This window comes from Actinosynnema sp. NPDC004786 (assembly GCF_053601135.1).
The window spans coordinates 22,869-39,043 of the sequence record NZ_JBSGBG010000063.1 but is presented as its reverse complement, the minus strand read 5'-3'; the positions used below and the strand labels follow the sequence as shown (position 1 = coordinate 39,043).

Here is a 16,175-nt window from a genome sequence, read left to right as displayed (position 1 = left end):
GAAGGTTGATCTTGGGGTGGCAGCGCAACAGCCCCGTCTGGGTAGGGTCGGTTTCCTCTCACAGAAGCTCGACCAACCACAGGACGGGAGCCCGGGCTCGCCACCGCCACCACCGAGGCCGCGGTTCGGTGCGGTCTCACTCGTGTCCTCTCGGCACCGTCAGAAACACGTGGTCGACGGGTAGTTGGCGGTGTGGGTCGCCGTCCGGCCGTCGCGCGTGGCGGTCACGGTGACGGTGCCCGCGGGGACGGTGCCCGCGCGCGTGTTGAACGACTGGTACGCCTGCTTGCCCGGCTCGACGGCGGCGAAGCCCTTACCGCCGTACGGGGTGGTCACCTCCACCGCGACCGGCACGTCGCCGGTGTTGACCGCGGTGACGGCCAGGTGGACCTTGCCGCCGACGCACCGCGGGGTCGCGGTCAGGTCGAGCGGCACCTGGTCGGCGTCCCGGTGCAGGCGCAGGAACGTGACCGAGTAGGCCGGGAAGTCGTAGGTGAAGTCGTTCGACGCCCCCGTCCACTCCCGCTCGACCGGCGCGACGGCCGTCGGCGCGGCCTTGGTGTTGACCGTGCCCGGCGGGCCGCTCATCTCGGTGACGGTCGCCGTCGGCGCGATCGGGGTGCCCGCGTCGACCTTCACCCGGGTGCGGGCGGTGGCGCCGGTCGGGTTGACGGCCTTCACCACGACGTCGCCGGTCTCCTCGTCGGCCGTGACGACCTGGTACAGCGTCCGCGGCGCGGTCTGGGTGTAGGTGAGCTGGAGCGCGCCGTCCAGGTAGAGGCTGATCTTCGCGCCCTCGACCACGACCTTCACCTTGTACGTGCGGTCGTTGGCGATCACCGTGGCGGGACCCTCGGCGACCTCGCTGCGCGCGCCGCCGGTGGCCCGCTCCAGGGCCTGCCGGGTGTTGTTCCAGCCGCCCAGGTTCCACCAGTAGTAGTCGCCGGAGGACCCGGCCCCGAAGCCGATCAGGAAGCCCTCGGCGCCGGACACCTTGCGGGCGTCGAGTTCGAGGGTGTAGTTCGTCCAGTTCCTGGTGTAGGCGTCCGGGATGATCGACCGCGCGTCGGTGGTCGTGGTGGAGGTCTGGACGTACTGCCCGTTCTGCACGGCCCAGGAGCCGGCCTGCGGCTGCCAGGCCGGGGCGGTCGAGAAGTCGTCCTGGAACAGCACCGAGCCGTCGCCGTTGGCGGTGACCTTCACGTTGTCGTAGGCCGCGCTGGTGTTCCAGGTGGACAGGAACACCCCGCCCCGGACGGGCTGCTCCGGGCTCTGACCCGCGGTGAGGGTGCTCGGCACGACCTGGTCGCCCTGGTTCACCGAGAACATCTGCTGGACGTAGTAGCTCGCCGAGTTCCACGACTCGTCGTTGTCGAACCAGATCGCGTCCGGCGACCACTGCACGTAGGACTCGTTGGCCAGCAGCGGCGCGTACGACGCCAGCTCGACCAGGTCGCCGTTGCGCTCCAGGCCCGTCATGTACGACGCCTCGGCCAGCGCGTTGCCCATCGTGTTGCCGCGCGAGGCGTACTCGCCGAGGAACACGTGCGGGCCGTTGCGGTCGTAGCTGTCGTAGCGGTTGTTGTTGTTCAGGAACCACGCCGGGTCGTTGTAGTAGTGCTCGTCGACCATCTCGACGTTCTGCGCCCGGTTGAACTCCCACAGCGCCCGGAACCGCGCGCCTTCGTCGTCGGGACCGGAGTTGGAGATGACGACGACCTCGGGGTAGCGGGCCTTGATGGCGTCCCGGAAGGCCGGGAAGTTCCGCTCGAAGGTGGTGGTGTTCTCCTCGTTGCCCAGGCCGATGTAGCGCAGGTTGAACGGCGCCGGGTGGCCGAGCGCCGCGCGCTTCGCGCCCCACTCGGTCGTGGTGTCGCCGTTGGCGAACTCGATCAGGTCGACGGTGTCGTCCACCCAGCGCTGGACGCGGGCCGCGTCGGTCATCTCGGGGATGCGGCTGCCGCAGCCGTTCGCGCCCACGGACAGCACGGGCAGCGGGGTGGCGCCCATGTCCTCGGCGAACTTGAAGTACTCCAGGTAGCCGATGCCGTAGGACTGGTTGTAGCCCCAGAAGTTGAAGTTGGTCGGGCGCTCCTCGACCGGCCCGATGGTCTCCTTCCACTGGTACGTGCGCTGGCGGTCGACGCCGCCGCTCTCCAGGTAGGTGTCGAACGTGCCGACGTTGGTCACGCAGCCGCCGGGGAAGCGCAGGAACTTCGGTTCCAGCGCGGCGATCTTCTCGGCGAGGTCCTTGCGCAGCACCGAGCGGCCGTTGACCGGGCCGACCCAGGTGTCCTGCGGCATGAGGGAGACCATGTCGAGGTTCAGCGTGCCCGCCGCGCCGGCCAGCACGGCGAACCGACCCGCGGTCGTGGTGCCGGTGGCGGTGAGGGTCGCGGTGTACTTGCGCCAGGACGACGACGCCTCGACGCGGACCGTGCCGGTGGCGAACACCCCGGTGCCGGCGGCGTCCTCCACGCGGACCGCCAGGTCCTGGGCGGCGGTGGACTTGGCCCACAGCGACACGTCGTACTTGTCGCCCTGCTTCACGGCGAACCCGGTGTTGTAGCCGGTGTTGCGGATGCCCGCGCCCGCGCCGGTCGTGGTCAGGGTGAGGAAGTAGCGGTTGCTGTCGTTGAGGCGGCCGTCACCGGTGCCGACGGTCGGCGTGGCGGTGGCGCCCGCGCGGTTGACCGCCTCCCAGGCGGTGAGGCCGGTGAACGAGGCGTTGTCCGAGGAGTTGAACTCGAACGAGCGGTTGCGGACCAGCTCGGCGTAGAGGCCGCCGTCGGCGGCGTAGTTGATGTCCTCGTAGAAGATGCCGTACAGGTCGTCGCTGATCTCGGTGCGCGGCGCGGCGGTGTCCACGGCCAGGGTGTGCTCGGCGATGCTGACCGGGGTGACGGTCAGCCTGACCGCCTCGGCCCGGCCGCCGAGCGCGAGCGCGCCGTCCGCGCGGCGCACGGCGTAGGACTCGGGGTCGGCCGCGGAGCGCAGCGCGACCTTGCCGCCGCCCACGTCGGTCAGGCGCAGCGCGGTCGGCGTCGTGCCCGGCGCGGCGAGCACCAGCCTGCCGTCGCGGACGACCACCGGCCGCTCACCCGACTTCAGGGTGACGGGCTTGACCGCGCCGGTCGCGCCGTCCGCCGCGGTGGCGGTCAGGGCGAGGGCGTTCGCGGGTCGGGTGTCGGTCAGGGCGAGGCCGTCGCCGCTGGTCGTCAGGTACGGGGTGGTGAACGTGAACTGCCCGGCGGGCACCTGGTCGGAGCCGCCCGCCGAGGACAGCGCGAAGTAGTCGAACGCGGCCTCGTGGGCGGTGCCGTCGGTCGCGGCGAACGCGTACAGGCCGATCTTCGTGATCGGGAAGGTGACGGTCACCGTGCCCGCGTCGGCCCACGCCTGGCCGTCCCAGTAGCTGGTGGCGACGGTGTTGCCGGTGCGCTGCATGCGCAGCGTCTCGCCGGTCGAGTCGGGGCGGTCGGTGAACTTGTTGGCGGTGAACGCCGCGCGGGTCTCGATGTCGTTCTCGATCGCCCGCCCCGACGGGGACAGGTTGCCGACGAAGGTCAGGCCCGACCGGACGTAGTTGTCCGTGTCCTGCCAGGCGATGAGCCCCGCGCCCTGGTAGGTCTTGGCGACCGCCCCCGACACGCGGGTGACCACGGTGAAGTCGGCGTCCGGCACGTCCATCAGCACGAGGTTCTTGGCGTCGTTGGCGGTCTGGTAGGTGTCGCCGCGCTGCGACGTCAGCGTCAACCGGCCGTCGGCGACGCGCAGCGCCTCGGGGACGGGGCTCACGACGGTCCAGTCGGGGCCCAGGGCCGTGCCGTCGAAGGCGTCCACCCTGGCGCCGTCGGGCAGCGGCGGTTCGGCGGCGGTGGCGGCGGGGGTCGCCGTCACGGTGGCCGCGACCATCAACGCGGCGGCCAGGAAGGAGGTGCGCGCGAGGCGCGGGCGGTGCCGATGTCTCATTGCGGTCCTATCCGGTGGGGTGGCGGTTCAGTCGCAGTTGAGAGGGTCGTGAGGGGCGTGGTGGGAGCCTGCGGCGGTGGCGTTCGGGGCGTCGACCGGGCCGGCGGCAGCGGTGACCCGGGCGGCGACGCCTGCCCGGCGATGTCTCATGCGGCGGGCTCCTTCCGGTGGTCAGGGCGCGGCGGACCACCGCCGGAGCGGGGCGGTGGCCGTGCGGTCGGAGGGCGGGACGACGAGGCAGGCCGGACGGGCCCGCGGGCGGTGATCACGGGAAGAGGCGCGGTGACGCCGTGGTGCGAGTCTCGTGTGTTAGCGCTAACATTCGGTGGGTGAACATTGAAACACCGTGGTAACGCCACTGTCAATGTCCACTTCCGTGCCCCGATCCACGCTGTAGCACGCACTATGGGCGACCCGACGCTCACCGAGCGCTCACCCGTCACCCAGGCGCACCGGACGACACCCCCGGTGATCGACGACCCCGGCCACCGAACCTGTTAGCGCACACATGTTGCGCGAAACCAGCGGCCGCGGTGGTGGCGCACCGGCCCGGCGAATCCCGTCCGCTACCGGGGCCGGGCGGGGTGTCACCGCCATGCGGTGACGGTGACCCCGTCGGCGACGGGGATGACGCCGGGGTCGGGACGGCGCCTTCAGGCCGAAGCCGACGCCGTCGGGTTCGCGGCGGTAGTCGGCCGGGGCGCACAGCGGCTCGGGGCCGACGCGCACCCCGGTGGGCTGGTCGACGAAGGTGACCGCGCAGCGGATCGCCGACTCGCCGAAGCCGGTCTCGGCGCCGCCGACCGTCATCCGGGACTTTCGGCCGCCGCGCGACGACGGTCGGCCGCCCGGCTGCCCCGCGTGCCCGCGTTCGGAAGATGTGGTCGACTCGCGGCGGGTACCGCCCCCGCGAGTCGCCCCACCATCATGCCGCGAGCAGCCGCCGGCGAACCTGACGAACACATGACGATTCGGACCGTCTTGGTGGCGGGCGGTGATCGCCCGCCGGAGATCGCCGCCGGGTGCGGCGGACCGGCGTTATCCTCGACCGGTCACGGGTCCGTCGTGCGGTCGGATCGGAGGCGATGGGATGTCCCACCGGGTGCGGGTGCGTCGGGTGTACGACGGGGTGGAGCGGGACCGGGCCGTCCGCGTGCTGGTCGACCGGGTGTGGCCGCGCGGCGTGCGCAAGGACGACCTCTCGCTGGACGACTGGGCCAAGGACCTCGCGCCGTCCACCGACCTGCGCACGTGGTACGCGCACGACGTCGACCGGTTCGCCGAGTTCCGCCGCCGCTACCGCGCCGAGTTGGACGCGCCCCCGGGGCGGTCGGCGTTGCGCGAGCTGCGGGACCGGGCGCGGGGCCGGGCGCTGACGCTGCTGACCGCCACGAAGGACGTCGAGCACAGCCACGCGGCCGTGCTCGCCGAGCTGCTGAGCGCACCCGACGACGACCCGGCCGGGTGAGCGCCGGCCGATCGTCCCGACCCGGCCGCGCGACACCGCGGTCAGCCGACGAGGGCGGCCAGGGGGACGGTCGGGTCGGCGAGGCGGTCGGGGTCGACCGGGCGGCGCTCGCGGATCAGGTGTCGGACGCCGTCCAGGCCGTCGTCCCAGAGGTTGACGTGCAGGCCCGCCACGACCTGGTCCCCGGCGAGCCAGAAGGCGTGGAACGCCAGGCCGTCCACGTCCCCGCGGGTCACCACCCGGTCGTAGCCGCCGGGCGGGAACCAGCCGGTGAACTCCATCCCCAGGTCGTACTGGTCGGAGAAGAAGTACGGCAGCTCGTCGTACGTCACGCCCCGCCCGAGCATCGACCTGGCCGCGACCTGCCCGCCCTCCTGCGCGTTCGCCCAGTGCTCGACCCGGACGCGCCGCCCGTAGTGCGGGCTGAACGGCGCGGCCACGTCGCCCGCGGCGAAGACGTCCGGGTCCCCGGTGCGCAGCGAGGCGTCCACCGCGACGCCGTCCTCGACCGCCAGCCCGGCCCGCTCGGCGAGCGCGGTGTTGGGGCGGACGCCGACCCCGACGACCACCACGTCGGCCGGGAGCACGGTGCCGTCGGCGAGGACCGCCGCCGAGACCCGGCCGTCGCCGCGCAGCTCGGTGACGTGCGTGCCGAAGCGGAACCCGACCCCGTGCCGCCGGTGCAGGTCGGCGAAGAAGCCGCCCAGCTCCGGCCCCAGCGGGGCGTGCAGCGGCGTCGGCGAGGGTTCCACCACAGTGACGGCGCAGTCGCGCGCCCTCGCCGCGGCCGCGACCTCCAGCCCGATCCACCCCGCGCCGACGACCACGACCGACGCGCCCGGCGTCATCGCCTCGCGCAGCCGGTCGGCCTGGTCGAGCCGGCGCAGGTAGTGCACGCCGGGCAGGTCGTCCCCCGGCACGGGCAGGCGGCGCGGCGACGACCCGGTGGCCAGCAGCAGCTTCGTGTAGTCGAGGTGGCCGCCGCCCGCGAGCTCGACGCGGTGCGCGACGCGGTCCAGCGCGGTCACCGCGCAGTCGAGCCGCAGCTCCACCGCGTTGGCCTCGTACCACTGCTCGTCGTGCACGTACACCGAGGCGCGCTCCTGGTCGCCGAGCAGGTACCCCTTCGACAACGGCGGGCGTTCGTAGGGCCGTTCGGGGTCGTCACCCACCAGCACCACCCGGCCGGCGAACCCCTCCTCGCGCAACGCCTGCGCCGCCCGCGCGCCGGCGAGCCCGGCCCCGACGACGACGAACACCTGCTCGGCCATCCCGATCATCTCCTCGAACTGGAACCCGGACCGGACCCCACTCTGCGGCGGGGGCCGGCCGGCGGCTACCGGTGGACGCCCGCGAGGGCGAAGAACTCCTGGCGCGACCGCGCGTCCTCGCGCAGCAGGCCGTGCAGGGTCGAGGTCACGGTGCGCGAGCCGGACGCCCGCACGCCGCGCAGCGCCATGCACATGTGCTCGGCCTCGACCACCACGCCGACGCCCTGCGGCGCCAGGTGCTGCTGCAGCCAGTCGGCCACCTGCTTGGTCAGCCGTTCCTGCACCTGGAGGTCGCGGGCGAACAGCTCGACCACGCGGGCGAGCTTGGACAGGCCGAGGATGCGTTCGCCGGGCAGGTAGCCGACGTGCGCGACGCCGTGGAACGGCAGCAGGTGGTGCTCGCACAGCGACTGCACCGGGATCCCGCGCACGAGCACGAGTTCGTCGTAGCCCTCGTCGTTGGGGAACGTCGTCAGGTCGAACTCGCGCGGCGTCAGCATCTCGACGTAGGCGTGCGCGACGCGCGCCGGCGTGTCGGCCAGGTGCTCCGACTCGGGATCCCGGCCCAGGGCGACCAGCAGGTCGGCCACGGCGCGCCGCGCGGCTTCGACGTCCACCCCGCCGCGGCCGTGCACCACCTGGAGCCGCGGGGGTCCGGCCGTGGCGGGGACGCGGGACGGCGCGCTCATGCCGCCGGTCCCCGGCGACCGGGCGCGCACCGCGCCGCCGCCCCGGCGACGAGCGGGCCGACGTCCCGCAGCGCGACCCATGCCCGGTAGGCAGGGTCGGACTGCCGCGCCCCGCCCATCGGCGGGAGGCCGGACACCTCGGTAGCCATGTCTCCTCCTTCTAACGTCAACTTCGGCTAACCTTAGAAGTCGGCCCGAGGTTTCGTCAACGGAAGTTGGAGTTAGAATGGGTGAACCCGATCAGTCGTGGGCCTCGCACGTCTCCGCGGTCGCCGCCCTCGACGAACCCACCCGACGCCGGCTGTACGACTTCGTGGTCCGCAGTGCCGCGCCGGTGAGCCGGGACGAGGCCGCCGAGGCCGTGGACGTCCCGCGCACCACCGTCGCCTTCCACCTCGACCGCCTGGTCGCCGAGGGGTTGCTGGAGGTCGCCCACGAACGCCGGAGCGGTCGCAGCGGCCCCGGCGCGGGCCGACCGGCCAAGCTGTACCGGCGCTCGGCGGAGCAGATCGCGGTCTCGCTGCCCGACCGGCGCTACGAGCTGGCCGCCATGCTGCTGGCGGACGCCGTCTCCGAGGCCGACACGACCGGCGAGCCGCCGCGCGCCGTGCTCGACCGGCGAGCCCGCGACCTCGGCCGCGACCTGGGCCGCGACGTCGGGCGGACGAGCCGGGACGCCCCCGACAGCCGGCACGCCGCGCTGCGCGCGCTGGAGAGCTTCGGCTTCGAGCCGCGTCCCGTCGACGCCGCGATCGTCCTGGGCAACTGCCCGTTCCACAGCCTGGCGCGACAGCACACCGAACTCGTGTGCGGCATGAACCTGTGCCTGCTGGACGGGCTGCTCGACGGCTTGGCCGCCACCGACCTGACCGCCCGCCTCGCGCCGGCGCCCGACCGGTGCTGCGTCCGGCTCGACCCGGCCGACCGCGCGACCGGGTGACCGCGGGCGTCGTGACGGGAACGGCCCTCCTCGGCCTTCGGAACCCGGAACGCACCCCCGTTGCCCCGATGTCCGGACACGGCTGAGTGGCGCCGGCGAGATCAAGGTGACGTCCGGGAGCGAAAGCACCCCCGATGGAGTTGTCGGCCGCCCCGCACCAGTGATCCGGGCCGTCCGACCCGCGACCGGCATCCGCGCGGGCTTACAGTCGGGCAAAGGGATCCGCTCAACCCCGTCCGAACGGACCGGGATCAGCCGCGCGCTGTCCGCCGCCGGTGGCGGAGCAGGGAGACGATCATGTCGGCCGACATCGCGACGCAGGTTGGCGAATGGCTCCCGACCGACCAGGTGATGCTCGCCACCTGGCTGGACGACCTCATCAAGGAGACCACGGAGGAGGTCGCCGCGGCGGCCGTGCCGATCGGGCTGGACCAGGCCCTGGAGGTGTTCCGCGATTTCGTCTACGCCAATCCCGAGGTGTACGTCCTGTTCACGGACATGTTCGAGCAGCTCTCCCAGAAGGTGACCCCGACCGGGTACCCGCAGGTCAGGTCGTTCGAGCACATGCTGGAACTCGTCAACAAGGTGATGAGGACGGTGCCGGCCTTCACCGACTCCGGGCTCGTCGGGTTCCCGATCAACGTCATCCTGAACTGGGCGATGGGCACGCAGGCCGGTTTCGCGGCGTTCCTCAACAAGGACGTCAACCGCGAGTTCAAGCCCGTGCTCGACAAGTGGGCGGAATTCCTGAGGTCGACCGACTCGAAGGAGCCGATGCTCAAGGCCGGGTGGCTCTCGGACGAGGCGCTCAGGAAGATGTCCGACCCCGGCAAGAACTTCAAGCAGCTCTTCCGGTGCGACGAGACGGACAAGTACCTCGGCTTCACGTCGTGGAACGACTTCTTCACCAGGAGCTTCCGGGACATCGACACCGACCGGCCCGTGCACGGCAAGGACGACAACCGGTACGTCGTGAGCGCGTGCGAGGTGTCGCCCTACCGCCTGAGGGAGAAGGTGGCGCTGTACGACCACTTCTCCGTCAAAGGCCAGCCGTACTCCCTCGCGCACCTGCTCGACACCGCCCACAAGGGCGTCGGCGAGCCCGACGCGGGCCAGTTCGTCGGCGGCACGGTGTACCAGGGTTTCCTCGCGGCGCTCAACTACCACCGGTGGCACAGCCCGGTCGCCGGCAAGGTGCTCGCGTGCCGCAAGGTCCCGGGCGCCTACTACTCGGAGGCGCCCGCCGCGCTGTGCGACCCGGCCGCGCCGGACATCTCCCAGGGGTACATCGCCCACGTCGCGACCCGCGCCATCGTCTTCATCGAGGCGGACAACCCGAAGATCGGCGTCCTCTGCTTCGTGGCCATCGGCATGGCCGAGGTCTCCTCGTGCGTCCTGTCGGTCGGACCGGGCGACGCGGTGGCCAAGGGGCAGGGGATCGGCGAGTTCCAGTACGGCGGCTCGTCGCACTGCCTGGTCTTCAAGCCCGGCGTGAAGCTCGACTTCGTGGACGCGGTCAAGAACGCCGAAGCCGACCGCGACAAGCCCACGAAGATCCTGGTGAACGCGCTGCTGGCGACCGTCGGGGACTGAGACCGGCCCCGCTCCGCAGGGACTCCAGCAGGTAGCACCCGGCCGGCGTCATGGCCTCCAGCCCGCCGGGGTCCCCGCACTCGGGCGCCGAGTGGATGTCGCACAATGGCTCCTCGCAGCCCAGGAGCAGGATCCGTCGCGTCCTCGATCACCTGGTGGAAGATGCCGATGAGCGGCATCGCGCCGCCGGCGGTCACCAGGGAGGTGCCGGGGTAGGCGCGCTCCATGGCCCGCCGGGCAACCTCGTACGCGGCGGTCACGTGCGCTCCTGCGGACCGGTCTCCGCCGGCATCCACCAACCCACCGCTCGCTCCCCTTCCGACAGTCCCCGACAGCGCCTCACCGACAGCGCCTCACCGACGCACTACCCGGAGACGACCGCCCCAAGCGGCGACCTCGGCCCGTCACACCGGCGTGCCGGCACACCACCGCATCGGGCCGGTCGCCGCGCGGACCGTCACCGGCCCGAAACCCCGTGATCGGACTTGAGGGCGGCGGTCGCCTCGGCCCCGGACCGCGGCGGCCGGTCCCGCCGTCGGACCGACGGGCCGCCCCGTCCCGCCGCCGGGGATCGGCCGGATCGGAGCGCTGGGCCATGTGCAGGCCGGGGCCCGTGCGAGGGTGATCATCACGCCGGGGCGGTCCGGGGAGCGGTGGCGGCTCGTAGGCTGTCCGGGTCGGGACGAGTCGGGATCGGAGGCACCATGGCGGGCAGCGCCGTCGACCCCGCGCCGCTCGGGTTCCACACCGGTGACCCGGACGCGCCCGCGGCCGCGCAGGTGCGCCGCTGGGCCACGTCCGTGCTGCCGGAGCTGGACGAGGACCACCTGGACGACGTGCTCCTGGTGACCACGGAGCTGGTCACGAACGTGTTCGACCACGCGCCCGGCGCGGCCGAGGTCCGGGTGCGCCACCACCGCGCGCCCTGCCGGGTCCGGGTCGAGGTGGACGACGAGTCGGCGCAGCCGCCGGTCCTCGGCCGGTCGCGGATCGCCGAGACCAGGGGACGCGGGGTGCTCGTGGTGGCGAGGCTGTCGCGGGAGTGGGGTGTGCGGCCGCGGGACGGCGGCGGCAAGACGGTCTGGGCGGTCGTCGGCTGCGGCCTGCCCGACTGCGTCCGCCGGCCCTGACCGGGGGCGGCACGGTCAGGTGAACGCGGCTGCGTCGGCGCTCGTCGCGGCGGTACCGTGACGTCGATGCCGCGCGGGGACCGCGGTCCCGCGGGCGACGACCGACCGGGCGAGGGAGCACCGGCGATGCGCGAACCCGGCAGCCCCGCCGCCACCGTGCGGACCACCGAGCAGGACGGCGTGCCCGTCACCGCGGTCGCGGGCGAGATCGACGCGGACAGCGTGGCGCCCGTGCGGGCCGAGGTGTGCGCGCAACTGGGCAGGCGCCCCGACGCGCTGGTGCTCGACCTGTGCTCGGTGAGCTTCCTGGGCTCGGCCGGCCTCACGATGCTGCTGGACGCCCACCACCGGGCGTCCCGGGACGGCGTGTCCCTGGCGGTGGTCGCGGGCCGGCGCCAGGTGCTGCGGCTGCTCGCGGTCACCGAGCTGGACCACGTCTTCGCGGTCCACCCGACCGTGTCCGCCGCGCTCGCCGCCACGCGCCCCGCGTAGGTCCCGGGCCCGTCAGCCGGAGCCGGTCTCGATGCGGGAGACCGGGGCGACGACGAGGTCGTGCACGCGCCAGTCGAAGTCCCGCGCCCACCGTTGCAGCTGCTCCAACCGCGGCACGAGCCGGTCGGCGCCCTCGACGGGCACGACGAGCAGTTCGCCCACGAACACGTGCCCCTCCTCGCGGACCCGCAGCCACGCGTCGGCGATCCAGTCGTGGTCCAGCACCGCGGCCAGCAACCGGTCGGGCAGCGGGTGGGGGCGGCTCTCGTCCACCACGCGCGGCCGGTTGTCCATCAGGTTGGCCACCGCCCCGCGCGTGCTGCGGACACCGTCGCGGACGATGTCGCCGCCGATCACCAGCGCCGCCGCCGCGTCGGCCCACCACAGGCCGAACCCGATGCCGAGCACGCCCAGCACCGCCGCGGCGGCCGTGAGCCAGTCGGCCCGGTTCATCTCGGCGTCGGCGTGCAGCACCTTGTCGTGCAGCTGCTGGGCGATCCGCAGCTTCGCCCGGCCCAGCAGGATCGCGGGCGCCATCGTCGCCAGCAGCACCGCGATCATCAGCCAGCCGAGCCAGAACCGGAACCCGAACACCTCCACCAACCCGATCGGCGCGCGTTCCCCGGCCACCAGCCGGACCGCCGAGTCGTAGACGACGTACCCGCCCAACCCGAGCAGCGCGACCGAGCCGGCCAGGAACGCCACGCTGACCGACCGGTGGTAGCCGTAGGGGAACCGCTCGTCGGGCGCGCGGTTGCGGAACCGGGCCGCGATCAGGAACGCCGCGGGCGGCACCACCCCCAGCATGTCCTCGATCCACGCGGCCTTCATCGCCTGCGACTGGCCCAGGGTCACCGCCAGCAGCGCGACGGCGGCCAGGAAGAAGACGATCGTCCACCACGCCAACCGCACCGCCCGCCGGTGCAGCGCGGCCTTGTCCGGGGGCAGCTCGAACCGGTCGTAGACCTTCACGCCGCGTCCTCCTCCCCCGCCGCCTCGGCCAGCAGGCGGTCCACCTCGCCGTCCGGCAGGTCGGCCAGGAACCGCTCCACCTCCACCTGCCAACCGTTCTCGCCCAACGGCACCGCCCACACGTGGCTGCGTTCGAGCAGCACGTGATCGCTCGCCCGCAACCCGAGCCCGGCCACCCGCCAGTGCTCCACCACCACCGGCAGGCCGTCCGCGTCGGCGACGTCGCGCACCGGGACCACCACCGCGTCCTCGTCGGCCAGCGCGGCGGCCTCGTCGGTGCCCTCCCGCACCGCCACCCGCACCCCGGCCAGGTCCGCCGGCACGTCGCCGGCCGCCGCGACGACGACCCGCGTGGTGGCGTACGGCCGGGTCAGCGACGCCTGCCCGGTCCACGGCGAGTTCGCCTCCAACCCGCCCACGACCAGGTCCAGCCGGCGCTCCTCCACCGCCGTCATCAGCGCGGCCTCCGACCCGTGCCGCCACTGCACCCGCGCGCCCAGCCTGTCCGCCAGCCGCCCCACCAGCTCGGCCTCCGCCCCGGAGACCTCCTCGGCCGGCCCGTCGCCCACCACCGTCCACGGCCGGTTCTCCGTCACGCCCACCCGCAGCACGCCGCCGCGCACCCGGTCCAGCGTGCCGTCGACGTCACGCGGCAACCCGCACCCCGCCGTCGCCAGGACCACGACCAGCAGCACCACCCGCCGCCACATGCGACCTCCCCTCCCGGCCCGCCGGGCGCACGTCGGCGCGCGGCTCACGGGCCCGGATACCCACAACCGGCGCGAAAAGATCACCGAGTTCCCGGCGGGCGACCGGGAGGGGTTCCCCTTGGGCGGTATGGGAAGTTCGCGGTGGTTCGACAACGGGCCGGCCGCCGTCGAACGTGGCCGGCGGCGGCAGCCGGGCCTCGGGCGGCTGCCGCCGGCACGCGCGACCGCGCACCGGCGGACCACCCGATCGGCCCGAGCGCGGGCGGTCAGGCCGGGCCGGGTCTGCCGAACTCCCCGATCAGCACGGGGTACTGCTCGCCGCCGTGCCCGGCGGCGATCGCGCGGTCGGCCAGGGCCTTCATCAGCCTCGGCAGCTCGGCGTTGATCCCGGCCGCCTCGCTCTCCTCGACCAGGTGGGCCATCGCCCGCGCGTCGGTCTCCAGGGCCGACACCTCGGCCGGGAACGAGCCCCGGTCGACCAGCTCGGCGTAGCCGGGCAGCCAGTCGGCCACGGTGACGGCGAGGTGCCGCGCGAACGGCGCGAAGGTGGCGGCGTCGACGCCGGCCGTGCGGAGCAGGGCGGTGCCCTGGAGCCAGGCGTTCAGCACGCCCCACATCATGGCCAGGCCGCCCACGTCGTACAGCGACGCCAGCCCGGGGTCCGCGCCGAGGTGGGTCACGGCGCCGAGCACGCCGAGCGTCGACTCGTGCGCCTCGAAGGCCGACCGCGGGCCGCTGAGCAGGATCAGCGCGTCCGGTGTCCCGACCGCCGGCGGGACGGCCATGATCGCGCCGTCCAGGTAGCGGGCGCCCCGCGGATCGACCCGGCGGGCCGTCCCCCGGGCCTGGGCCGAGCTGCCCGAGGTCAGGTTGACCACCGTCGTGCCGTCCGGTCCGCCGCCCGCCCCGAGCACGTCCCGCACGGCGTCGTGGTCGGTGACGCAGACGATCGCGAGAGGAGCCGCCCGGAACGCGTCCTCCACCGTGAGCGCGAGCGTCGCGCCCCTGGCCACCAACCGGTCGGCCTTCGCGGCGGTGCGGTTCCACACGGTGGTGGGGTGCCCGGCGTCGAGGAACGCGCCGGCGAGCGCCCGGCCCATCAGCCCCAGCCCGATCACCGCCACCGGTGTGCTGCTTGCGTTGTCCATGGCAGCATCGTCAACGTTGATACCGGTGTGAAGGTCAAGCGAGGGTTCGGTGCGGATCGGGGAACTGGGGCGTCGGACGGGCGTGCACACCCACCAGTTGCGCTACTACGAGGCGCAGGGGTTGCTGGAGGCGGAGCGCGGCGCGAACGGTTATCGCGAGTACGGCGAGGACGCCGTGCTGCGGGTGCGGCAGATCCGACGCCTGCTCGACGCGGGCCTGTCCTCCGAGGACATCGCCTACCTGCTGCCGTGCGCGGTCGGCGAAACCCCGGCGCTGCCGGGGTGCCCGGACTTCCTGGACGCGATGCGGTCGCGGCTGCACGTGCTGGACGAACGGCTCGCCCGGTCCCGCGACGCCCTGGCCGACTACATCGGCGCGGCCGAGCGGGTGGGCGACGTGGACCACCCGCCGTTCGACGGGTCGGAACCGGTCCCCGCCTGAACGGCCGCCGCCCGTCGGCATCGGCCTGTCCCGACGACATCGGCGCTCCGCTTCGTTGGGCTCACGGCGGTCCCATGGTCGAGGCGCACCAAGGTGTGCGCCGTGAGATGCCCGGACGAGCGCGCGGAGAATCCTGGCGGGTTCATCCGCCCGGGGGGCCGAGCGGCCCGACGCGGTCACCCCCCGTGCGCCCGGCGGGCCGGGGTGGTCCGCGCCATCCGCTCGATGTGCTCGGACCAGCTCACGCCGGTGATCCGCTGCACGGCCCGCGCCACCAGGCTCGCGGCCAGGTAGCGCTCGACCGGCGTCACGTCGCAGACCGCGAGCAGCTGGTAGAGCATGTTGGTGCCGAACCGGTAGACGGCGACCTGTCGCCGCAGGAGCGGGTGCTCCAGGTCCACCGCCCGCAACCGGCGGTGGTACTCGCTGTGGTGGACGCGGTGGTCGCGGTGCCACCGCCGGATGGCGTCGCGGTCCCCCAGGCGCACCGCGCGCTCGCCGTGGCGGGGGTTGTCGCCGCTGGGCAGGTCGCCGTTGTCGTACACGACCTCGGTCACCTCGCGGGCGGCGGTCGTCCAGGCTGCCCACGGCGTGGCCAGGCGGTCCTCGGCGACGGCGAGGACCGTTTCGGTGACGTTCCCCGCGTTGTCCTCCCACACCCGGTCGAACCGGGGCCGCAGGCGGCCGTCCGGGTCGCTGTGCAGCAGGAAGTCCTCCAGGTGGGACTGGAACGAGTGGTAGCCGTGGTCCAGGCCGCCGGGGTAGCGGCTCGCGTGCGCGGCCATCGCGATCAACGCGGTCCGCACGCGGGTGGTGGCGGTGGTGTCGTCGGCGGCCACCGCGTCGCGCACCGCGGGCACGCCCAGGCGCAGCACCCGCGACCGCAGGTCCACCAGCGCGTCCGAGCCGAGCAGCTCCCGGACGCCCCGCAGGTCGGTCGGTTCGACCACCACGGTGTTGTCCGGGTGGATCGGCTCGTACGGCGGTGGGACCAGCTCGGCCACGCCGTGGTCGCGCGACCGGGCCAGCAGCTCGTCGTGCGGGGTGCCCGCGGTGGACGGGCGCGCCGCCAGGTGCTCGCGCAGCCGGTCGGCGACCAGGTCGGCCTCCCGGTCCAGCCGCACCCGCAGGTGCGGCCCGTGCAACCAGTGCCGCTCCACGTGGCCGCGCGCGCCGGCCGCCTCCGCCTCGGCCAACGCCGGCAGGACGGCGTCGCGGAGCAGTGGCGCTTTCACCGGGTCGTGGTAGTAGCAGACGACGTCGGGCACGGGACCTCCGGGTTTCCGCGATCGGTTCGACTCCCGACCGGGCCGGGGACGGCCTCGCGGACGTCCCCGGCGCCGACGAG

General features: G+C 73.6%; 14 protein-coding genes. 6 read left to right on the top strand and 8 right to left on the bottom strand.

Annotated features, from left to right (window positions below; genetic code table 11):
- Positions 1-159: 159 nt before the first annotated feature.
- Positions 160-3,972 (bottom strand): alpha-L-arabinofuranosidase C-terminal domain-containing protein, encoded by a 3,813-nt coding sequence (locus ACWEFJ_RS35740; RefSeq protein ID WP_449716475.1) that lies wholly within the window; start codon positions 3,970-3,972, stop codon positions 160-162.
- 1,090 nt (positions 3,973-5,062) lie between these two features.
- Here ACWEFJ_RS35740 and ACWEFJ_RS35735 point away from each other — a divergent pair.
- Positions 5,063-5,440, top strand: a complete 378-nt coding sequence (locus ACWEFJ_RS35735; protein ID WP_449716474.1) for a DUF488 domain-containing protein — start codon at positions 5,063-5,065, stop codon at positions 5,438-5,440.
- 41 nt (positions 5,441-5,481) lie between these two features.
- Here the strand turns inward: ACWEFJ_RS35735 and ACWEFJ_RS35730 are convergent, their stop codons facing one another.
- The 3 genes from ACWEFJ_RS35730 to ACWEFJ_RS35720 all read right to left on the bottom strand — a co-directional run bounded on the left by ACWEFJ_RS35730 (position 5,482) and on the right by ACWEFJ_RS35720 (position 7,549).
- Positions 5,482-6,711 carry an NAD(P)/FAD-dependent oxidoreductase gene (locus ACWEFJ_RS35730; RefSeq protein ID WP_449716473.1) on the bottom strand — a complete coding sequence of 410 codons (1,230 nt, stop codon included), beginning with the start codon at positions 6,709-6,711 and terminating at the stop codon, positions 5,482-5,484.
- A 65-nt stretch (positions 6,712-6,776) separates the two neighbouring features.
- Complete coding sequence (gene folE, locus ACWEFJ_RS35725) at positions 6,777-7,400, bottom strand: GTP cyclohydrolase I FolE (protein ID WP_378095021.1); 624 nt, start codon at positions 7,398-7,400, stop codon at positions 6,777-6,779.
- Positions 7,397-7,549: a hypothetical protein gene (locus ACWEFJ_RS35720; RefSeq protein ID WP_449716472.1), complete on the bottom strand. Its 153-nt coding sequence runs from the start codon at positions 7,547-7,549 to the stop codon at positions 7,397-7,399. Before ACWEFJ_RS35720 ends, folE begins: the two co-directional genes overlap by 4 nt.
- 77 nt (positions 7,550-7,626) lie before the next feature.
- Here ACWEFJ_RS35720 and ACWEFJ_RS35715 point away from each other — a divergent pair, with 77 nt between their 5' ends.
- The 4 genes from ACWEFJ_RS35715 (at position 7,627) to ACWEFJ_RS35700 (ending at position 11,555) form a co-directional block, all read left to right on the top strand.
- Positions 7,627-8,340: a helix-turn-helix transcriptional regulator gene (locus ACWEFJ_RS35715; RefSeq protein WP_449716471.1), complete on the top strand. Its 714-nt coding sequence runs from the start codon at positions 7,627-7,629 to the stop codon at positions 8,338-8,340.
- Between the two features lie 297 nt (positions 8,341-8,637).
- A complete protein-coding gene (locus ACWEFJ_RS35710; RefSeq protein ID WP_449716470.1) occupies positions 8,638-9,933 on the top strand; it encodes a phophatidylserine decarboxylase associated domain-containing protein in 1,296 nt (431 codons plus the stop codon).
- Positions 9,934-10,637: 704 nt separating this feature from the next.
- Positions 10,638-11,063 carry an ATP-binding protein gene (locus tag ACWEFJ_RS35705; protein WP_378095013.1) on the top strand — a complete coding sequence of 142 codons (426 nt, stop codon included), beginning with the start codon at positions 10,638-10,640 and terminating at the stop codon, positions 11,061-11,063.
- Positions 11,064-11,129: 66 nt separating this feature from the next.
- Positions 11,130-11,555, top strand: coding sequence for an STAS domain-containing protein (locus ACWEFJ_RS35700; protein ID WP_449716469.1), 426 nt, complete (start codon positions 11,130-11,132; stop codon positions 11,553-11,555).
- Between the two features lie 12 nt (positions 11,556-11,567).
- Here the strand turns inward: ACWEFJ_RS35700 and ACWEFJ_RS35695 are convergent, their stop codons facing one another.
- From ACWEFJ_RS35695 to ACWEFJ_RS35685, 3 genes are all read right to left on the bottom strand, one after another.
- The gene (locus ACWEFJ_RS35695; protein WP_378095009.1) at positions 11,568-12,527 is read right to left on the bottom strand and encodes a cation diffusion facilitator family transporter; all 960 of its coding nucleotides are present in this window, start codon (positions 12,525-12,527) and stop codon (positions 11,568-11,570) included.
- Entirely contained in the window at positions 12,524-13,237 is a 714-nt protein-coding gene (locus tag ACWEFJ_RS35690) for a substrate-binding periplasmic protein (protein ID WP_449716468.1), read from the bottom strand. Before ACWEFJ_RS35690 ends, ACWEFJ_RS35695 begins: the two co-directional genes overlap by 4 nt.
- 266 nt (positions 13,238-13,503) lie before the next feature.
- The gene (locus tag ACWEFJ_RS35685) at positions 13,504-14,385 is read right to left on the bottom strand and encodes an NAD(P)-dependent oxidoreductase (RefSeq protein ID WP_449716467.1); all 882 of its coding nucleotides are present in this window, start codon (positions 14,383-14,385) and stop codon (positions 13,504-13,506) included.
- 49 nt (positions 14,386-14,434) lie between these two features.
- Here ACWEFJ_RS35685 and ACWEFJ_RS35680 point away from each other — a divergent pair, with 49 nt between their 5' ends.
- The gene (locus ACWEFJ_RS35680; protein ID WP_449716466.1) at positions 14,435-14,827 is read left to right on the top strand and encodes a MerR family transcriptional regulator; all 393 of its coding nucleotides are present in this window, start codon (positions 14,435-14,437) and stop codon (positions 14,825-14,827) included.
- 176 nt (positions 14,828-15,003) lie between these two features.
- Here the strand turns inward: ACWEFJ_RS35680 and ACWEFJ_RS35675 are convergent, their stop codons facing one another.
- On the bottom strand, positions 15,004-16,095 hold the full coding sequence (locus ACWEFJ_RS35675; protein WP_449716465.1) for a hypothetical protein: 1,092 nt from the start codon (positions 16,093-16,095) through the stop codon (positions 15,004-15,006).
- Between the last annotated feature and the right edge of the window lie 80 nt (positions 16,096-16,175).